11 protein-coding genes are annotated in these 16,435 nt (G+C 44.6%); 8 read left to right on the top strand and 3 right to left on the bottom strand.

Annotated features, from left to right (window positions below; all coding sequences use genetic code 11):
- The first annotated feature begins 45 nt into the window (after window positions 1-45).
- The 7 genes from Q5H80_RS20920 to rlmJ all read left to right on the top strand — a co-directional run bounded on the left by Q5H80_RS20920 (window position 46) and on the right by rlmJ (window position 11,893).
- A complete protein-coding gene (locus Q5H80_RS20920; protein WP_304570101.1) occupies window positions 46-882 on the top strand; it encodes a LytTR family DNA-binding domain-containing protein in 837 nt (278 codons plus the stop codon).
- 228 nt (window positions 883-1,110) lie between these two features.
- Window positions 1,111-3,873, top strand: coding sequence for a pitrilysin family protein (locus tag Q5H80_RS20915; protein WP_304570100.1), 2,763 nt, complete (start codon window positions 1,111-1,113; stop codon window positions 3,871-3,873).
- A gap of 347 nt (window positions 3,874-4,220) precedes the next feature.
- Window positions 4,221-7,001, top strand: a complete 2,781-nt coding sequence (locus Q5H80_RS20910; RefSeq protein ID WP_304570099.1) for an insulinase family protein — start codon at window positions 4,221-4,223, stop codon at window positions 6,999-7,001.
- Window positions 7,002-7,297: 296 nt separating this feature from the next.
- Window positions 7,298-7,780 (top strand): hypothetical protein, encoded by a 483-nt coding sequence (locus tag Q5H80_RS20905; protein ID WP_304570098.1) that lies wholly within the window; start codon window positions 7,298-7,300, stop codon window positions 7,778-7,780.
- Between the two features lie 273 nt (window positions 7,781-8,053).
- A complete protein-coding gene (gene secD, locus Q5H80_RS20900; protein ID WP_304570097.1) occupies window positions 8,054-9,853 on the top strand; it encodes a protein translocase subunit SecD in 1,800 nt (599 codons plus the stop codon).
- A 2-nt stretch (window positions 9,854-9,855) separates the two neighbouring features.
- The gene (gene secF, locus Q5H80_RS20895; protein ID WP_304570096.1) at window positions 9,856-10,794 is read left to right on the top strand and encodes a protein translocase subunit SecF; all 939 of its coding nucleotides are present in this window, start codon (window positions 9,856-9,858) and stop codon (window positions 10,792-10,794) included.
- A 232-nt stretch (window positions 10,795-11,026) separates the two neighbouring features.
- Window positions 11,027-11,893 (top strand): 23S rRNA (adenine(2030)-N(6))-methyltransferase RlmJ, encoded by an 867-nt coding sequence (rlmJ, locus tag Q5H80_RS20890; RefSeq protein ID WP_304570095.1) that lies wholly within the window; start codon window positions 11,027-11,029, stop codon window positions 11,891-11,893.
- Window positions 11,894-12,189: 296 nt separating this feature from the next.
- On the opposite strand, the gene Q5H80_RS20885 is transcribed toward rlmJ, so the two are convergent.
- From Q5H80_RS20885 to Q5H80_RS20875, 3 genes are all read right to left on the bottom strand, one after another.
- Window positions 12,190-13,278: an alkene reductase gene (locus Q5H80_RS20885; protein WP_304570094.1), complete on the bottom strand. Its 1,089-nt coding sequence runs from the start codon at window positions 13,276-13,278 to the stop codon at window positions 12,190-12,192.
- A 52-nt stretch (window positions 13,279-13,330) separates the two neighbouring features.
- Window positions 13,331-14,539 (bottom strand): MFS transporter, encoded by a 1,209-nt coding sequence (locus Q5H80_RS20880; RefSeq protein ID WP_304570742.1) that lies wholly within the window; start codon window positions 14,537-14,539, stop codon window positions 13,331-13,333.
- 97 nt (window positions 14,540-14,636) lie between these two features.
- Entirely contained in the window at window positions 14,637-15,320 is a 684-nt protein-coding gene (locus Q5H80_RS20875; RefSeq protein WP_304570093.1) for an SDR family oxidoreductase, read from the bottom strand.
- Between the two features lie 116 nt (window positions 15,321-15,436).
- Between Q5H80_RS20875 and Q5H80_RS20870 the strand changes: the two genes are divergently transcribed.
- The gene (locus Q5H80_RS20870) at window positions 15,437-16,372 is read left to right on the top strand and encodes a LysR family transcriptional regulator (protein ID WP_304570092.1); all 936 of its coding nucleotides are present in this window, start codon (window positions 15,437-15,439) and stop codon (window positions 16,370-16,372) included.
- Window positions 16,373-16,435 lie beyond the last annotated feature (63 nt).

Genomic DNA, 16,435 nt, shown 5'->3' with positions numbered 1-16,435 from the left:
TGACGAAAAATAGACGATTTACAGTGTGAATTTAAAGGATTAACCATGAACAACCCAGCAATACAGCCGAGCGTAACAGCTATTATCGCAGACGATGAAGCACTGTTAAGGCACCATCTCGACAAGAGTTTGGCTGAGGTTTGGCCGGAGCTAGAAATCGTCAGCAAGGCACAAAATGGTTTAGAGGCGATGCAGAGTATTCAGCAGCTTAAACCTGATGTGGTCTTTCTCGATATTCGTATGCCTGAGCTGGATGGAATCTCGCTGGCGAAACAATTGAACAAGTTAAATTCACCACCCTTGGTGGTGTTCATTACGGCTTATGACGAATACGCGGTCAAAGCCTTTGAGCACAATGCGATGGATTACCTGCTGAAACCAATCAACGAAGAGCGTCTACTCGCTACATGTCAGAAGGTTCAAGCGCGTCTGTCGCAATCAGGTATTACGCCAGAGCAACCTGATATCACGGCGTTAATGGCTCAGATTCAGCAGTTATCACAATCGACTTCTCAGCAAGCGCAGCCCCTTTATCAACAGCAGAAGAAGCATCTAACGTGGCTCAAAGCCAGTGTTGGAGAAGACATTCACCTAATCGCCGTCGATGATGTTGCTTACTTCAAAGCGGAAGACAAATACGTGTCGATATTCAAAAAAGGCCAAGGCGGTTCGCTAGAGGAGTTTATTCTTCGCGTATCGCTAAAAGAGCTTATCACCCAGCTTAACCCCGATGAATTTTGGCAGATTCACCGCTCGGTGGTGGTGAAAGTGTCGGCCATTGATAAGGTGAAGAAAGGGCTCTCAGGTCAGATGTCGGCTTATGTGTCGGGCGAGAAGCTGCCGATCAGCCGTGCCTCGCAAGTTCTGTTTAAAGGGATGTGAGAAACCTGTTTAAAGGAATCCAATAAATCAGCTTAAAGAGATAAACGAATTTAAGAGGACCTGATACCCCGCTCTACAACCCATGACGATCAGCTTATGTAATTTATAAAGTTAACAGTTTCGCGCATGTTTAGGTTGTCTCTCAAAATTTAAATAACTGAATTTATATGAAATTATTATGCTTTTGCGATCGGATATATTGGAGGAAAGCCCTTCAAAGAGATCGTTATGAAAGCATACTATTTAGTCGTCGTATTGAGCTCCACATTGCTAGGTTGCAGCTCTACTCCTCAGCAACAAACGTTATTGAAATCCGATCCATACTGGGTCAAAGGAGAGTTAGATAACGGATTAACCTACCATGTCTACCCTGACCAAGAACAACCTGTCTCGGTACGCTTACTAGTGCATGCCGGATCTTTGCAAGAGAGCGAACAACAGAAAGGGTACGCCCACTTTGTTGAACATATGGCGTTTAATGGCAGCAAGAACTTTTCGGGAAATGAGGTGGTCGAGCTATTTGAGCAATCTGGTGCCAGCTTTGGTGCAGACTTAAATGCTTACACCTCTTATCAAGAAACCCTCTATAAATTAGATCTGCCCGACAATAAGAACCTAGATAAAGCGCTGGCTTGGTTTAGAGACATTGGCGATGGTTTATTGCTGTCCGAAGCTGAAATTGAAAAAGAGAAAGGTGTGATACTTGGGGAATTTCGATACACGCGAGTTGAAGATAAGCCCCTCTCGTTTAAGTTCTACGATCATCTGGTTGAAGGGACGACTTACCAAAGTAACGATCCCATCGGCAATAAAAAATCCGTTTCTAATGCGAATGTTCAAGAATTAAAGAACTATTACCAAACTTGGTATCAACCTCAGTTAACTGAAGTGATTATCTCTGGTGATATTACTCTGGCAGAAGTGATCCCTTTGATTGAAGAAACTTTCTCTGATTGGCAAAGAGGCACAACACCGGTTCCCGTGAAGAACACGTCAGTGGATTATAACACTCAAGATTTTGTGGCGTATGGATCTGGGGTCGAGCCACCGAGCATCGGGATAGTCATTGATCGTGGGGAAAGAGTGACACAGAGCCATGAGCAACAACATCAGCTTTGGTTAGATGATATTGCTCAACAACTTATCCAACAAAGGTTGAATTCTGATTTTGTTGACGCAGCATTGCCCGTGCAGTGGGTTGCTTCAACACCCTACTTATTAGAGTACCAAAGGTATTCTATTACTACGGTCGGTTTTCCTGTTGGTAGCCGAGAGCAAAGTCAGCAGCAGTTTGTTTCTACTCTCGCCTCTTTGCGTGATTATGGCGTAAGTGAATATGAGTTGGCGAGTGTGCTTCAGCAATACCAAGCGAACCTTGACGACATTCAAGTAAACTGGGATCAAATGGATGCCGTGGTTCATGCTGACGGCAAATCAACAGCATTGGTCATTGATCAACCCGTTCAATCACAGCTTGATTATAAGTCGAGCTTGAAAACGTTTCTTGCGAATACGGATCTCGAGGCTGTGAATGATAACTTAGATGATTTGCTTTCTAGCCCTTACATTTTGGGGTTAGGTTTATCTTCTAAGGAAGACATGCTAGCAATGGATAACGAGCTAAAAGATGTCAGAAAAGCCTATAAAAATACGGGTAACAAACCACTGCTCGTTACCGCAAGTTCTGCGTTTAGCGTGCCAGAATCTCAAGGCGAAATTGTGAAACAAATTCAGGTGAGTGAGGATCCTAACTTACAGCAATGGACATTGAGCAATGGTATCGAGGTTTGGTATTTACGAAACCCTGAGGTGGGTAATAATGTTGGTGTTTATTATGCGAGTGAAGGTGGAAAAGCAGCACTAGATTCTTCTCTATTTCCTGCGTCAGAGGTGGCGATTTCAGCATCGATCCGTAGTGGTGTTGGTAAATTCAGTGGATCGGAATTAAATACCCATTTGAAACGCAAAGACATCCAAATTTATCCCTTCATCAACTTTACTCATCATGGGCTGGAAATAAGCACTAAGAAAAAGACGCTCGCAGAAGGCTTGGCTGCACTGTATACCATTGTGACCGAACCTAAAATCGACAGCGATCAGCTTGAGGCTGTGAAATCTGAATTTGCACAAGATCGCACGGCTTATCTAGAAACACCCGTGGGTCAGTTTATTCAGATGGTTAACCAAAATAGCTATCAAGATAGTAGTCGTCATATCATGCTGGAAAGTGAAGATATTGAAGCCGTGACATCTCAAGATATACTTGACGTTCAGCACCAACTCTTTCAGAAGTTAAGAGACAATACGCTTGTCATCGTTGCTGATATTAAGCCATCTGAAATTAAGCCTCTCGTACGCCAATATGTTGCTTCATTGCCGTTGGAAGCCGTTGTGTCTCCTGATTATCAAGTTGCCTATAGCACTGATTCGAAAGAACGAATCGATATATCCATCAATAATGAAGACAGCAGCCAGTACTTATTGCGTATTATTTCTCAGCAAGCTCGAGAGAAAACAGCAAAGGATGTGTTTATGGACGATATGCTTCAGCGTGTATTGTCGAGCCGCCTAACGGCTTATGTTCGCGAAGAATTAGGTTTGGATTATGCGCCTTTTGTGTATTCGGTATCTCAAGACAGTGAGCCAAGTTATGACTGGTTGGTCGGCTCTTTAGCTGCGCCTGAGAACTCAGATAAGATAGAACAGGCGATTGATAAAGTTATTGCTGAAGCTGTCAAAGGGATCTCTGAAGAAGAGACTCGAACGGCAGCTAAACAGCTAGTGGCCGACCTCACGCCACTTCAATATAAGCCCACTCAACAAGCTTGGTTTATTTCACGTTACTTGATTCATGACTATGGTGTTGAGGCACTGTTTGACTTACAGGGAACGACAGATTCAATTTCTAGTGAAGATATGACTGAGTATGCTAAAGAAATTTTTGGAGATAACAGCTACCAGTTGAAGAATTTGTTAAGGCCACAAAGTTAAGGTGATTGAGTAAAGTGACTTTTCAGAAAAGTCGCTTTCACCCTGAATATATGATGTCGAACCTAAGCCAAATGCACCGTCATTTGGCTTTTTCGTTAGGTTGGAGCTAGTCTTCTAAACTTGTTACTTTTTTAAATTCGTTACTTTTAAGCTTGTCACTTTTAGATTAGTTAGTGACTTTTAAACTAGGTACTGACTTTTAAATGCTCGCAATTCGCATCTTATATAACTGGTGGTAATTTATAAAATAAAGATCCAGATCACAAAGATACTCATTCGGTTCAATATTAAATAATAATCGTTAACTCAATCTGTATATTGTCGATGAATGACATTAAGAGGTTGTTATGAAAACATATTATTTAGCGACGGCAATATGCCTTACCTTGGTTGGCTGTAGTTCAACATCAAAAACGACTGACACCTTCATCCAACCGGACCCTGCTTGGACTTCAGGCCAGCTAGAGAATGGTTTTACCTATCATGTTTACCCTGATCATGAAGCGCCAGTTTCTGTTCGTTTAGTCGTACATGCAGGCTCTATTCAAGAAACTCATCAACAAGAAGGTTATGCGCATTTTGTCGAACACATGGCATTTAATGGCAGTAAGAACTTCTCGCAAAACGATGTGATTCGACTATTTGAAGATGCAGGTGCTAGTTTTGGGGCTGATATTAATGCCTACACCTCTTATGAAGAGACGGTATATCAGCTAGATTTACCCGATAGCGTACAATTACAGCCTGCCCTAACGTGGATGCGAGACATCGGTGATGGATTGGATCTCGCCAGTTCAGAAGTTGAAAAAGAAAAAGGTGTGGTTCTTGGGGAGTTTCGTATGGCTCGCCTTGATGATAAATCATTCCCAGAAGTGTTTTATGACCACTTTATTGAAGGTGGACCGTATGAATCTCAAGACGCATTGGGAACTAAAGAATCGGTTGTAAATGCCACTTCTCAAACCCTAACCAATTTTTACCAGACTTGGTATCAACCACAAATCGTAGAGCTTGTTGTTTCAGGTGATGTGGATATCGAAACCGTGATCCCATTAATCGAAGCGAAGTTTTCTAGTTGGCAGCGTGGTGAAACGCCCAAACCAGTGAAACAGAAAGTCACCACTTTCAACGAAGGTGACTATGTTGAGTATACGAAGAGAGAAGCCCCAAGTATTTCACTGACGTTTAACCGAGGCTCAAACATCATTGAAACTCACGATCAACAGCACCAACGTTGGTTGGATGAAACCTCCCAGTTATTGATTCAACAACGACTTGAAGCGGTATTTAATGATGCGGCTTTGCCTACTCAATGGATAGCGTCAGACAGTCTTGAAATGGGTGCTCTGCTTTATTCATCAACAAGTATTGGATTCCCTGTTGGAAGCCGTGAAGTGACTCAGCAAAAGATGCTCTCGACGTTGGCATCATTGCGTGATTACGGTGTGTCGAAAGCGGAGATCGTCGGTGAGCAGCACTACTACCAAAACTTACTCGATAATATTGAGGATGACTGGGATAAAGAAGACGGTGTCGACCATGCGAACAATAAAGCAAGTGCTTTAGTGACCGGTCGAATCGTTCAATCACAGAAAGATTATCAGGCCAGTATGGGAGATTTCATTTCCAACTTCAGTCTTGAAGCTATTAATGACAACATAAAAAGCATACTTTCTGGTGATTATTTCATGATCATTGGTATGAATAAGGCTGAAAATAGAGCCGCAATCAATAACTCGTTAGATAGCTTGAAAGCCACTTATAGCGAAATGGGCACCGCGCCGTTGGTTGCAGCGGCGGGCAGTGCTTTTGCGGTACCGAGTTCTCAAGGCGATATTGTGCTGGTTGAACAAATATCTGTCGACCCATACATTCAAAAATGGACGTTAAGTAATGGCATTGATATGTGGTACTTACGTGACTCACTGGCGAATGATGATGTTGGCGTGATGTACATGAGTTTGGGTGGAAAGGCTGCTTTGGATCCAAGCTTATACCCAGCGGTTGAGGTTGCATTGCCTACTTTTGCTCGAAGTGGTGTGGGTGATTTGACCGGTTCTGAACTTCAAGCGTACTTTGACCGTGAAAATATTCAAGCCGATTCTTTTATAGGCAATACTCGTCATGGTGTTGAATTTAATATCAAAAAAGATGGGCTAAAAGATACGTTTGCTGCGCTTTATACTTTCATAACCGCGCCTAAAATAAATCCCGAGCAGCTAGAAGCTGTGAAGCAGGAGTTTGTACAAGGTCAAGAATCGTTCTTGAGCAGTCCTGTTGGCCAGTTTGAACGTGCAATAAACCAAAATATTTATCGTCAAGAAAGCCGTCACCTCTTTGTTAATAAAGACCGTGTTGAAGTGGTTTCTGTGGAAGATATCAGCCACCTTCATCAGCAACTGTTTGGTCAAATGAGGCATAATCAATTGGTGATCGTTGGTGATATTGATCCTAGCGTATTGAAGCCTTTGGTTCAGCAATATTTGGCTTCTATTCCATTGGAAAAAGCTCTAGTTCCTGACTTTAAGGTGGCTTACAAGCAACCATCAGAACCACGCATTGATTTAGCGATCAACAACGTGAATAGCGCGGAGTACGTCTTAAGAGTCATTGCTGAACCTAGTACTGTAACCACGATTGAAAAAGTCATTACGTCAAAAGATATCTTCATGGAAAGCATACTGGAACGTTTGTTAGCGACTCGCTTAGATAGCTATATTCGTGAAGAGTTGAGCTTAGATTACTCGCCTTATACATTCTCAGCGTCAGCAGATAGTGAGTTGAGTAACGAGTGGGTTATCGGTGCGATGATAGCGCCAGATAACGTTGATAAAGTGGAAGTGGCAATTGATAAGGTGATTACAGACCTTTTACAAGGCGTTTCTGAAGAGGAAATGCGAGCGGTTGTGAAACAGTTTGAAGCTGACTTTACGCCTCTCGAGATGAGCTCTATTGACCAAGCGTGGTATGTGTCTCGTTATCTACTTCATGGTTACGATATCGAAGCCTTGTCTCAAGTTGAGCGCGTGGCGAGATCGATATCCACTGAAGATATGAATGATCTAATACAGCGTATTTTTGGCGAGAACAGCCGTAAGGTTAAGAACATCCTGCGTCCTAAAGCCTAAAGCCTAAAGCCTAAAGCCTAAAGCCTAGGCTCAGTGTAGAACGTGAAAACGATAGCTTAAATCGCTGTTCTCGCGACCAAATCAAAGCCAAGCAGTCATTGCTTGGCTTTTTGTTTTCTGACGATAGTGGATGCATGAACACAGTGTGACGAGGTGAGCTATTGTCAGCGCAGTGTCAAATATGCGCAGTTGTGATTTTAAATCAATTGTAACTTTCATAGCTGTTATATATTGTCGCTGTTTCTACCATTCAGGATTCTTGTTAATTGCTTAAACTAGGTACTCGATTAGTCTTAATGTTATTTTTACTGAGCTTTGGCTTAGTGAATTCTAACGGCTATTCGTTTCCTTCTAAGCCATTCCAAATATACTCGGCTCAAGAGCAATCTTCACAGAATGAACAATCTTCCGCGAAAAAACAGTGTAAACAAGCCGCTACGGATAACCCGTCAAGCTACTTAGAGTGCAACAAAGCTCAGTTTGGCACCGATCCTTCTGGTGATAGTTCCAACTATCATGACACCGAGTCGAGCCTCCAAGCTGCAAACTTCAGACGTATGCTCAGTAACGAGCAAGAAAGCGTGGCGGATCTTGAGCCTGCTTATCATCTACTGATCGACTTCTCTCCCCCTTCATTACTGGCCTCTCTGCTTTTCAATACACCGTTGTTGGATTCTAAGCAGCACTGGACCAGTATTGTGAGTTCTCCGTCCTCCCGGCTTTCTGGGTGGAAAGAGGGCAACATTCAATACTCGCATTTCCGAGAACTTCTTAGCTAATCGTTTGACCTTAAATTGGTCGTATCGATGATCGCCTCGCGCTCATTGAACTCGCCAATTAACCCAATATAGCGACACACAATTATTAGCTTCACTATGACTCAATCAGCTTGTTTTGGTTGTGACTAGTTGTCGTTCGTGTTCGCAAAACATTAGTTATACCAATCGCAGTAAATAACTGGCCATTCTAGCTGGTTAAAACGCTCGATCACTGCTTTTTCCCGGCGCTATTTTTGAGCACGTGTTTACGGTGATTGGTAAAAAGAAGAGATCTTGACTGTGAAAAAACGCATTCCAAGAAAACAAATTAACCACTACTCAAAGTGGAAATACGTGGTGCTTATCGCCACCATCATCATCATGATTCTAAGTGCCTTACCTTCTTGGTATGGCGAGAATGCCTCGGTTCAAATCAGTAATCGCTCTGAGCAGACGATCGACGCCACTCAAGTGACGCAATATCTTGCTAGCGAAGGCATTCAAGCCAAATCAGCCTTTCAAAAAGACAAACGTTTAGTGGTGATCTTAGAAGACGCTGAGCAACAAGCGAAAGCCAAAGAAGTGCTTAATGAGCGCTTCCTCGACAACGCGACGGTTGCTCTTGCTATGGAGCCAGCAGCACCAAAATGGCTGACTAACATGGGTTTTGCACCGATTCAGTTAGGTCTTGATTTACGTGGTGGTGTGCAGTTCTTATTAGAAGTGGATATGGAGCCGGTTTATCACGCACAAGCTCAAGCGATGGTCGACGAGATCACCAGCGAAGTGCGTTATGCCCGCGGTAAAGTGGTCAACAACCAAGTTCAGTTTGATTTCCGTACCGACGCTGATTTCGAAAAAGCACAAAAGCTGATTCGTGAAGAGTTCCCACATTGGCTACGTGATCGTTCAGATAAGTCACTGACGTTAACTCAGTCTGAAGAAGAGCAAAGAACGTTACGCAACCTAACAGTTCAACAAAACCTGCAAATCATGCGCAGCCGTATTGAAGAATTAGGCATCACAGAAGCATCGATTCAACGCCAAGGTGAAAGCCGTATTCGTATTGAACTTCCGGGTGTTCAAGACCCTGCTGCTGCGAAAGACGTGATTGGTGCTACGGCTTCGCTTGCATTCTATTCGGTCTACGACAACGCAACTCGCAATACTCAAACGCTAAAAGATACAGATGGCAACCGTGTCGTTGTCGCTCGTAAAGCAGTACTGAGCGGTGAACATATTATCGATGCTCGTAGTGGCATTGGTGAGATGGGCAGCGCAGAAGTAAACATTACCCTAGATTCTTCTGGTGGTAAGAAAATGTCTGAGTTCTCACGTCACAACATCGGTAAGCCAATGGCAACTGTGTACAGCGAGTACAGTCGTGATAGAGCGGGCAACAGCAAGCAAGACAGTGAAGTGATCAGTGTGGCAAACATCCAGTCTCAACTGGGCAGCCGCTTCAGAATTACTGGTGCTGGCAGTTTGGCTGAAGCACAAGAGCTTGCGTTACTGCTGCGTGCGGGTTCATTGACTGCGCCAGTGACCATCATTGAAGAGCGTACCATTGGTCCGTCTTTGGGGGCTGAAAACGTAACTAACGGCTTTGCTGCTCTGGCGCTTGGCCTTGGTCTGACTTTAACGTTTATGGCCCTATGGTACCGACGCCTTGGTTGGGTCGCGAATGGCGCATTAATCGTCAACATGACCACATTGTTTGGTCTGATTGCGCTGTTACCGGGTGCGGTATTAACTCTGCCAGGTATTGCAGGCTTGGTACTGACCGTCGGTATGGCGGTGGATACTAACGTGCTTATCTTCGAACGTATTCGAGACAAGATGAAAGAAGGCCGCAGCTTTGCTAGCTCCATCGACCGTGGTTTTGACAGTGCGTTCTCTTCTATTTTCGATGCTAACGTCACCACCATGATCGTTGCTGTGGCTCTTTATACCATTGGTAATGGACCGATTCAGGGCTTCGCTCTGACATTGGGCTTAGGTCTTCTAACCAGTATGTTTACGGGCATTTTTGCTTCACGAGCGATCATCAATTTGGTTTGGGGGCGTGACCAACGCCACGACGTAAGGATTTAAGCATGAGTATTTCAAATATGACTATTTCAGACCGCTACCTTTCAGATAAAAACATGACTCGCCTTCGTAAGGTGATGTCTGTGATTTCTATTGTGCTGTTCATGAGCTCTGTGATGCTGGTGGCGGTGAAAGGTTTTAACTGGGGCTTGGACTTTACTGGCGGTGTTGTTGCTGAAGTTCAACTCTCTGATCAAGTAACCAAAGATGCGTTAAAAACCAAACTTGATACGGCTTTCCAACAAGACGTACAAGTGGTTGGTATGGCAGAACAAGATCGCTGGACGATTCGTTACAGCCAACTGACAGACGCACCGCAACCAAATCTAGTGGATGCTTTGTCATCTGTGAGTGACCAAGTAAAAGTGCTGAACAGCAGCGTGGTTGGCCCTCAGGTGGGTCAAGATATGGTTGACCAAGGTGGCTTGGCGGTATTGGTGTGTTTCCTAATGATCATGCTGTACCTGAGTGTACGATTTGAATGGCGTTTGGCACTTGGTGCTCTTGCTGCAATCATTTACGACGTGACGCTTATCTTAGGTTTGTTCGCCTTTACTCAGTTTGAGTTCAATCTAACCGTATTGGCGGCCGTGTTAGCGATTCTCGGTTATTCATTGAATGACTCGATCATCATTGCCGACCGTGTGCGTGAAATGCTTCGTGGCAATCCAAACGGTGATACTGACAACCTGCTTAACGAATCGGTTAAAGCGACCTTCTCACGCACCATGGTGACTTCAGGAACGACGCTGATCACCGTATCTGCGCTTTGGCTACTTGGTGGTGCGGCACTGCAAGGTTTCGCAATTGCACTCGTTGTGGGTATTGTCAGCGGTACGTGGTCCTCCATTTCAGTAGGCATCACCCTACCTAAGTTACTTGGATTGCAGCCTTGTCACTATCAGGTGAAACCAGTAGTCGAAGTTGAGGGTGACTATCCTTAGTTTCCTGATTGCTTAAGTCCTCTAATTAGATAGCGCTCAGCCATAGTCCTCATTGACTAACGAATGAGTTCAGCAAAGCCTTTCGTTTGTAGCAAGACGAAGGGCTTTATTTTTTATAAGAGTCAGTCAGTTAGTTAAAAGAGAGGCTATTTCAAAAAACAATGGATTGAGCATGCAAGCCCCCATTATATGAAGTATGTTTATATGACGTTAGTAGAGATGAGGCAAGGGAATGGAATATCGACATCAATGTCATGTAGGCGACCACGGTGATGCACTCAAGCATCCAGTATTGAGTGCACTAGTTAAATCATTAATGCAGCAACACTCTCGCCTCAATGTTATCGACACGCATTCAGGCACAGGGTGTTATGACCTCACCACAGCGCCAAGCAATCATGCGGGTGAGTTTGCTGAAGGGGTCGGGTACTTGTGGCGAAACAAGGCTTATCTTCCAGAGTCATTCACGTCTTTTATGTCGGTGCTGGAATACTACAATCCGAATCAATTTATCTCTCTGTATCCGGGTTCTGCAGCCATTACATATCAACAAGGCCGTAGCCAAGATAGCTTCTATTTTTCAGATATTCAGCAAGATGAAGCTGATTTACTGCAAACTAACATTGAGAAGTTACAACGTGACCTTGATGTCTCAAGCAAGCTGACTATTACCGCGGGTGATGGGCTTAAAGCGTTGCCTGACGACGTAGCAAAACACGATAATCATCACCTGATTGTTATCGATCCTCCCTATGAAACCGATTCTGAATATCTCGCAGTGATTGATGCCTTGGTTAAAGCGTATCAACAATCAGAAAAGGTATCTGCACTGATTTGGTACCCGCTTTACACGGATGACAAGAGCTCACTGATTCTGAATCACTGTGTTACTGCAGTAAAAGATGGTTTGCTGCCAAGTCCAATTAAGTCGGAGCTTCGCCTTCGAGACCCGAAAGGGGATGATCGCCTAATCGGCAGTGGTTTGTTGTTATTCAATCCACCACAAGGCATTTCAGGAATAGTCGCAGATACGCTTGATTATTTACACTGCCAACTCTCGACCAATGGTGAAGGCTACTGGCAAATGAGAAGCCTATAGATCTGATTTTTATGGGTTTTATGATGATTTTCGAGATGTAGATCGCTAAATCATTTCAATCTGTATGGTTTAAATTGACCAAACTCTAACTTTTATCGATTGATTTATCGCGATGAATCATATAAAAATAGTACATCAATGCGCACAGGTGCATACTGGCTCATAAGTTAAATAATTACCCAAATTAATATCAGATTGTGGTTTACCCCCTAAACTGCATAAGGCTCGCACTAGTCACGCGAGCCTTTCTTTTGCCTGAAGGAAAACTTAAGGCATTGTTAGCACTTCAAAATCCACTACAACGCTGGGTAATCGATATAGCCTTTTTCGTTGCCGCCGAACAGAGTGGCGCCATCAAGATCGGATAGTTCGTTGCCGTTTTGTAGGCGTGAAACGAGATCTGGGTTAGCTACGAATGGGCGACCAAATGCGACAAGGTCGGCGTAGCCTTTATTTAGCACTTCTTCGGCGCGTTCTGGTGTGTAGCTGCCAGCAACAATGATAGTGTTGGAAAACAGTTCTCTTAGTTCCACTCGGAAGCTTTCAGGGATAACCGGTGCGTCATCCCAGTCTGCTTCTGATAGATGCAGGTAAGCGATATCACGTGCTTGCAGCGCCTTTGATGCTTCGAGAATCGTTGGCACGATGTCTGGACAGTTCATGTCTTTGAAGGTGATGAACGGAGCTAAACGAACACCCACCTTATCGGCACCAATCGCATCAATGACGGCATCTACTACTTCAATCAAAAAGCGAAGTCGGTTCTCGCGGCTACCGCCGTAGTTGTCGGTGCGCTTGTTCGAATTGGTTCTTAGGAACTGGTCGATGAGGTAGCCATTACCGCCGTGGATCTCGACTCCATTGAACCCTGCCTCGACCGCTTTTTTTGCTGATTCAGCAAAATCTTGAACCACACGATCGATATCAGTTTGGGTCATTTCTCTTGGTTGAATGCAATCCACCATGTTGCCATTACCATTCTCGTCAGAAATCCAAACCTGAGTTTCTACCGGAGCCAGTGCGGAAGGCGCGATTGGTCGTTCACCTTTTTGGAAGGTTGGATGAGATACGCGCCCCACATGCCATAGTTGGCAGAATATTGCTGCGCCTTGCTCTTTTGCTGCTGTTGTTACTGATTTCCAACCTTCGATTTGAGCATCGGTGTAGACGCCGGGTGTGAATGAGTACCCTTGCGAGTCATCTGAGATCTGTGTCGCTTCAGTGATGATTAGCCCAGCACTGGCTCGTTGTTGGTAGTAAGTCGCCATCATTTCATTTGGCACGTTTCCAGGTTGGCTTGTACGAGCGCGTGTCATGGGAGCCATAACCACGCGGTTTTGTAGTTCTAGATCTTTGAGTTCTGCTGTTTCGAATAATTTGCTCATGGTATTTACCTTGTGTCGGTCATGTGTTGATTGATTTAGCGTGCGGTGGTCACTATTTCGATTCCGCAGGGCTGAAGATAGAGTCGTTTTGTGGCTTTTCAGCTCGGTTGGCTTTTGCGATAAGCAACAAACCAATCACTGGGACGACAACGGCTGCGAACGGAATCATGCCTGCGCCTAGTTGGCTGTCGAGTACCATGCCGCCAAGGAATCCACCAAAGGCATTGGCTAAGTTAAACGCTGAGATATTCGCAGTTGCTGCTAGCTCTTGCCCTTCGCCACCGTGGTTCATTACTCGAAGCTGCATGGCAGGAACGTTCGCAAATGATGCAATACCAAAGATAAATGCAGCGGCAACGAAGAGGATTTTGTTGTCTACAACAAGGCCAACCACTACTAATGAAACGATCATCGCGATAGCCCAAAGCATCGATGCTTTGCCTAAATTTTTGTCAGAAGAGCGACTGCCCAAGGTGTTACCGATGATTAAGCCGACACCAACAATTACTAAGATCCAAGTTACTGATTCTTGACTGTAGCCAGTGATGTGCATGGCGATTGGCGCAAGGTAGCCGTAAAGCGTCATGAAGCCAGACCAAGCAAAAGCGGTGATCGCCAAGCTGATGAGAAGCATTGGATTTTTGAATGCCAACAGCTGAGTTTTGATGTCTTTCGCTTCGCTGTGACCTGAAGATTTTATTGATGTTAAGATTGAAATCATGGCTATGGTGCCAAGTGCTGCCACGGTAAAGAAAGTGGTGTGCCAACCGAATTGCAAGCTCACCCAAGTACCAGCGGGAACCCCAAGAACGTTAGCGAGTGTTAAGCCAGCAAACATCTGACCGACAGCACGACCTGCCATTTTCTCAGACACTAAATTGGTCGCGACAACCGCACCTATGCCATAGAAAGGACCTTGCACTAAACCTGCGATAACACGGCTTGCAAGTAGAAGTGGGTAGCTAGGGGCTAAGGCTGACAAGATATTGCCGATGATGAACAAAGCCATTAAGCCAATCAGTACCATCTTCTTGTTAAAACGTGCGAGGTAGATGGTTAAAATCGGGCCACCAATAACGATAGCCAACGCGTAAGCACTGATTAGGTATCCGGCTTGACCTTCTGTGATCGAAAGGGAGGTCGCAATTTGTGGAAGGATACCTGCAATAACAAACTCAGCGGTGCCGATGGCAAAAGCTGCGAGTGTCAGTATCCAAACTTGGAATGGGATCTTTTCTTTATGGATGGCTTCTTGTTTCATCGCTTCTGATTTCATAGTGAAGTACCTGTGTTAATTCTGTTTGTTAGGGCGTTTAGATACACGTCCTAACGATTGTTCTTTGCTTCTTTGCGGAGTGTTAGCTGAGTAGAGCACCGCCATCGATGTCGATAATTGACCCAGTTACGTATGGGTTATTAATCGCAAACAGGTAACCCATGGCTATCTCTGAAGCTTCGCCCACCTTGCCTGCGGGTAAGTTATTTTTGGCGTTGTCGTACATGGCTGATCGAGCTGAGTCATCCATATTTTTGTAGGCTTCTGTCATCGTAAGACCGGGGCTGACGGCGTTGACTCGAATCGGTGATAGCTCTTTTGCAAGCACCTTAGTTACGCTCTCTAGTGCAGCGTTGATGGCGGTTTTTACGTAAGTGCCAGTGACGACTTTGCGCGATAACATGCCCGTCGTGAGCGTGATAGAACCGTTGGGTTTCATGTAACGTGCAGCATGCTTAGCAACGTTTAGGCTGCCCCAAAATTTGGTATCAAATGCTGCTTTTGCGTCTGCGGTAGCAACGTCTGTCACTTTTCCTGCGGGAGCGTATGACCCCGCGGTTATCACCAAGTGATCAAATGCACCGATCGATTCGAAGTATTCACAAACCGATTTCTCATCGCTGATATCAACGCCGGTGTGTCGGCTGGCAATGTGTACTGTGTTGTCTTCGTTTCTCAATTGCATTGCTAATGCTTTGCCGATACCAGATGTGCCACCAATGATGACGAAAGTGCTCTTTTCTTGGTTTTTAAGTTCGTTGTTCATATTCTGAATTCCTGCGTGTTCTGCTGGTGGTTGTCATTATATTTATTCGACTAAATTTGATAATTGGCTAAAATATAAAATCATTATTCGGATTAACTGAATAGAAGGGGGCGTGAATGGACAAGTTTTCAGATATGGCGATGTTCGTGAGCATTGTTAAGCATCATGGGTTAGCTGCGGCGGGGCGAGAGTTAGGGCTTTCTCCTGCGACCATGACAGCAAGGCTTCAGGCGTTGGAAGAGCGTTATGGTGTGAAGCTGCTGAACCGAAGCACGAGACATGTGTCTCTAACTGACTCAGGGGAGCTGTACCACAAGGCATGCCTGGAGATATTGGATAATGTCAGTGAGGCTGAAAACTTGATTCAAAATGGCGTCAAAGAGGTTAAAGGCCCACTAAAGATTGCGGCACCTAAAGACATCGGCAAGCAGTACATCCTTCCTATTTTGTCGGAATTTTGTCAGCAGTATCCAGACGTTATTCCCTATCTGTATTTGAACGATCACCTATCGAATATCGCTGAATCAGGCATGGACATCGTGATCCGTTATGGGGAATTGGTCGACAGCAGCTTGATCTCAAGACGCTTATCACCAAGCCGACGTGTGCTGTGTGCTTCACCAGAATATCTTGCCAAGCATGGAACGCCGTTAACACCACAAGATTTGGTCGAGCACGACTGTTTGGCGATGCTGCGCAGCAATGAAGAGCTTAAAACATGGCACTTTCAAGATCACGACATGAAGAAGTCGATTACCGTTGTTCCAAAGCGATTCTCAGACGATGGTGAAGTGATTCGATACTGGGCATTAAAAGGAGAAGGGATAGCGTTGAAGTCGGTACTCGATGTGCAAGATGACATCAATAACCAACGCCTTGTGACGCTACTTAATGGCTACATGAAGAACTTCAATACCTCTACTTCAGTATCGAGCGCCGACTTGAATGTGGTGTACATCAGTAAGAAATATCAGCCGAAGCGTATTCGGCTGTTTTTGGATTTTCTTCTTGGTAATTTTAATGACTTGGTCGAGAAATCTGGCAGAGATTAATTATCGTTAATTTATTGAAAATGAAACCTCAATGACGATAGATCTATAGTGCCTTTGAAGCTT

The sequence above is a fragment of the Vibrio sp. SNU_ST1 genome (genome assembly GCF_030563405.1).
GTDB lineage: Bacteria > Pseudomonadota > Gammaproteobacteria > Enterobacterales > Vibrionaceae > Vibrio.
Note: the sequence above shows the minus strand (reverse complement) of the source record. Positions and strands in the feature narration are given on the sequence as shown.

What these genes read in the sequence shown, in the direction of transcription:
- Q5H80_RS20920 (WP_304570101.1), top strand. Translation starts at nt 46, where the DNA reads ATGAACAACCCAGCAATACAGCCGAGCGTAACAGCTATTATCGCAGAC.
- Q5H80_RS20915 (WP_304570100.1), top strand. Translation starts at nt 1,111, where the DNA reads ATGAAAGCATACTATTTAGTCGTCGTATTGAGCTCCACATTGCTAGGT.
- Q5H80_RS20910 (WP_304570099.1), top strand. Translation starts at nt 4,221, where the DNA reads ATGAAAACATATTATTTAGCGACGGCAATATGCCTTACCTTGGTTGGC.
- Q5H80_RS20905 (WP_304570098.1), top strand. Translation starts at nt 7,298, where the DNA reads ATGTTATTTTTACTGAGCTTTGGCTTAGTGAATTCTAACGGCTATTCG.
- secF (WP_304570096.1), top strand. Translation starts at nt 9,856, where the DNA reads ATGAGTATTTCAAATATGACTATTTCAGACCGCTACCTTTCAGATAAA.
- rlmJ (WP_304570095.1), top strand. Translation starts at nt 11,027, where the DNA reads ATGGAATATCGACATCAATGTCATGTAGGCGACCACGGTGATGCACTC.
- Q5H80_RS20885 (WP_304570094.1), bottom strand. Translation starts at nt 13,278, where the DNA reads ATGAGCAAATTATTCGAAACAGCAGAACTCAAAGATCTAGAACTACAA.
- Q5H80_RS20880 (WP_304570742.1), bottom strand. Translation starts at nt 14,539, where the DNA reads ATGAAACAAGAAGCCATCCATAAAGAAAAGATCCCATTCCAAGTTTGG.
- Q5H80_RS20875 (WP_304570093.1), bottom strand. Translation starts at nt 15,320, where the DNA reads ATGAACAACGAACTTAAAAACCAAGAAAAGAGCACTTTCGTCATCATT.
- Q5H80_RS20870 (WP_304570092.1), top strand. Translation starts at nt 15,437, where the DNA reads ATGGACAAGTTTTCAGATATGGCGATGTTCGTGAGCATTGTTAAGCAT.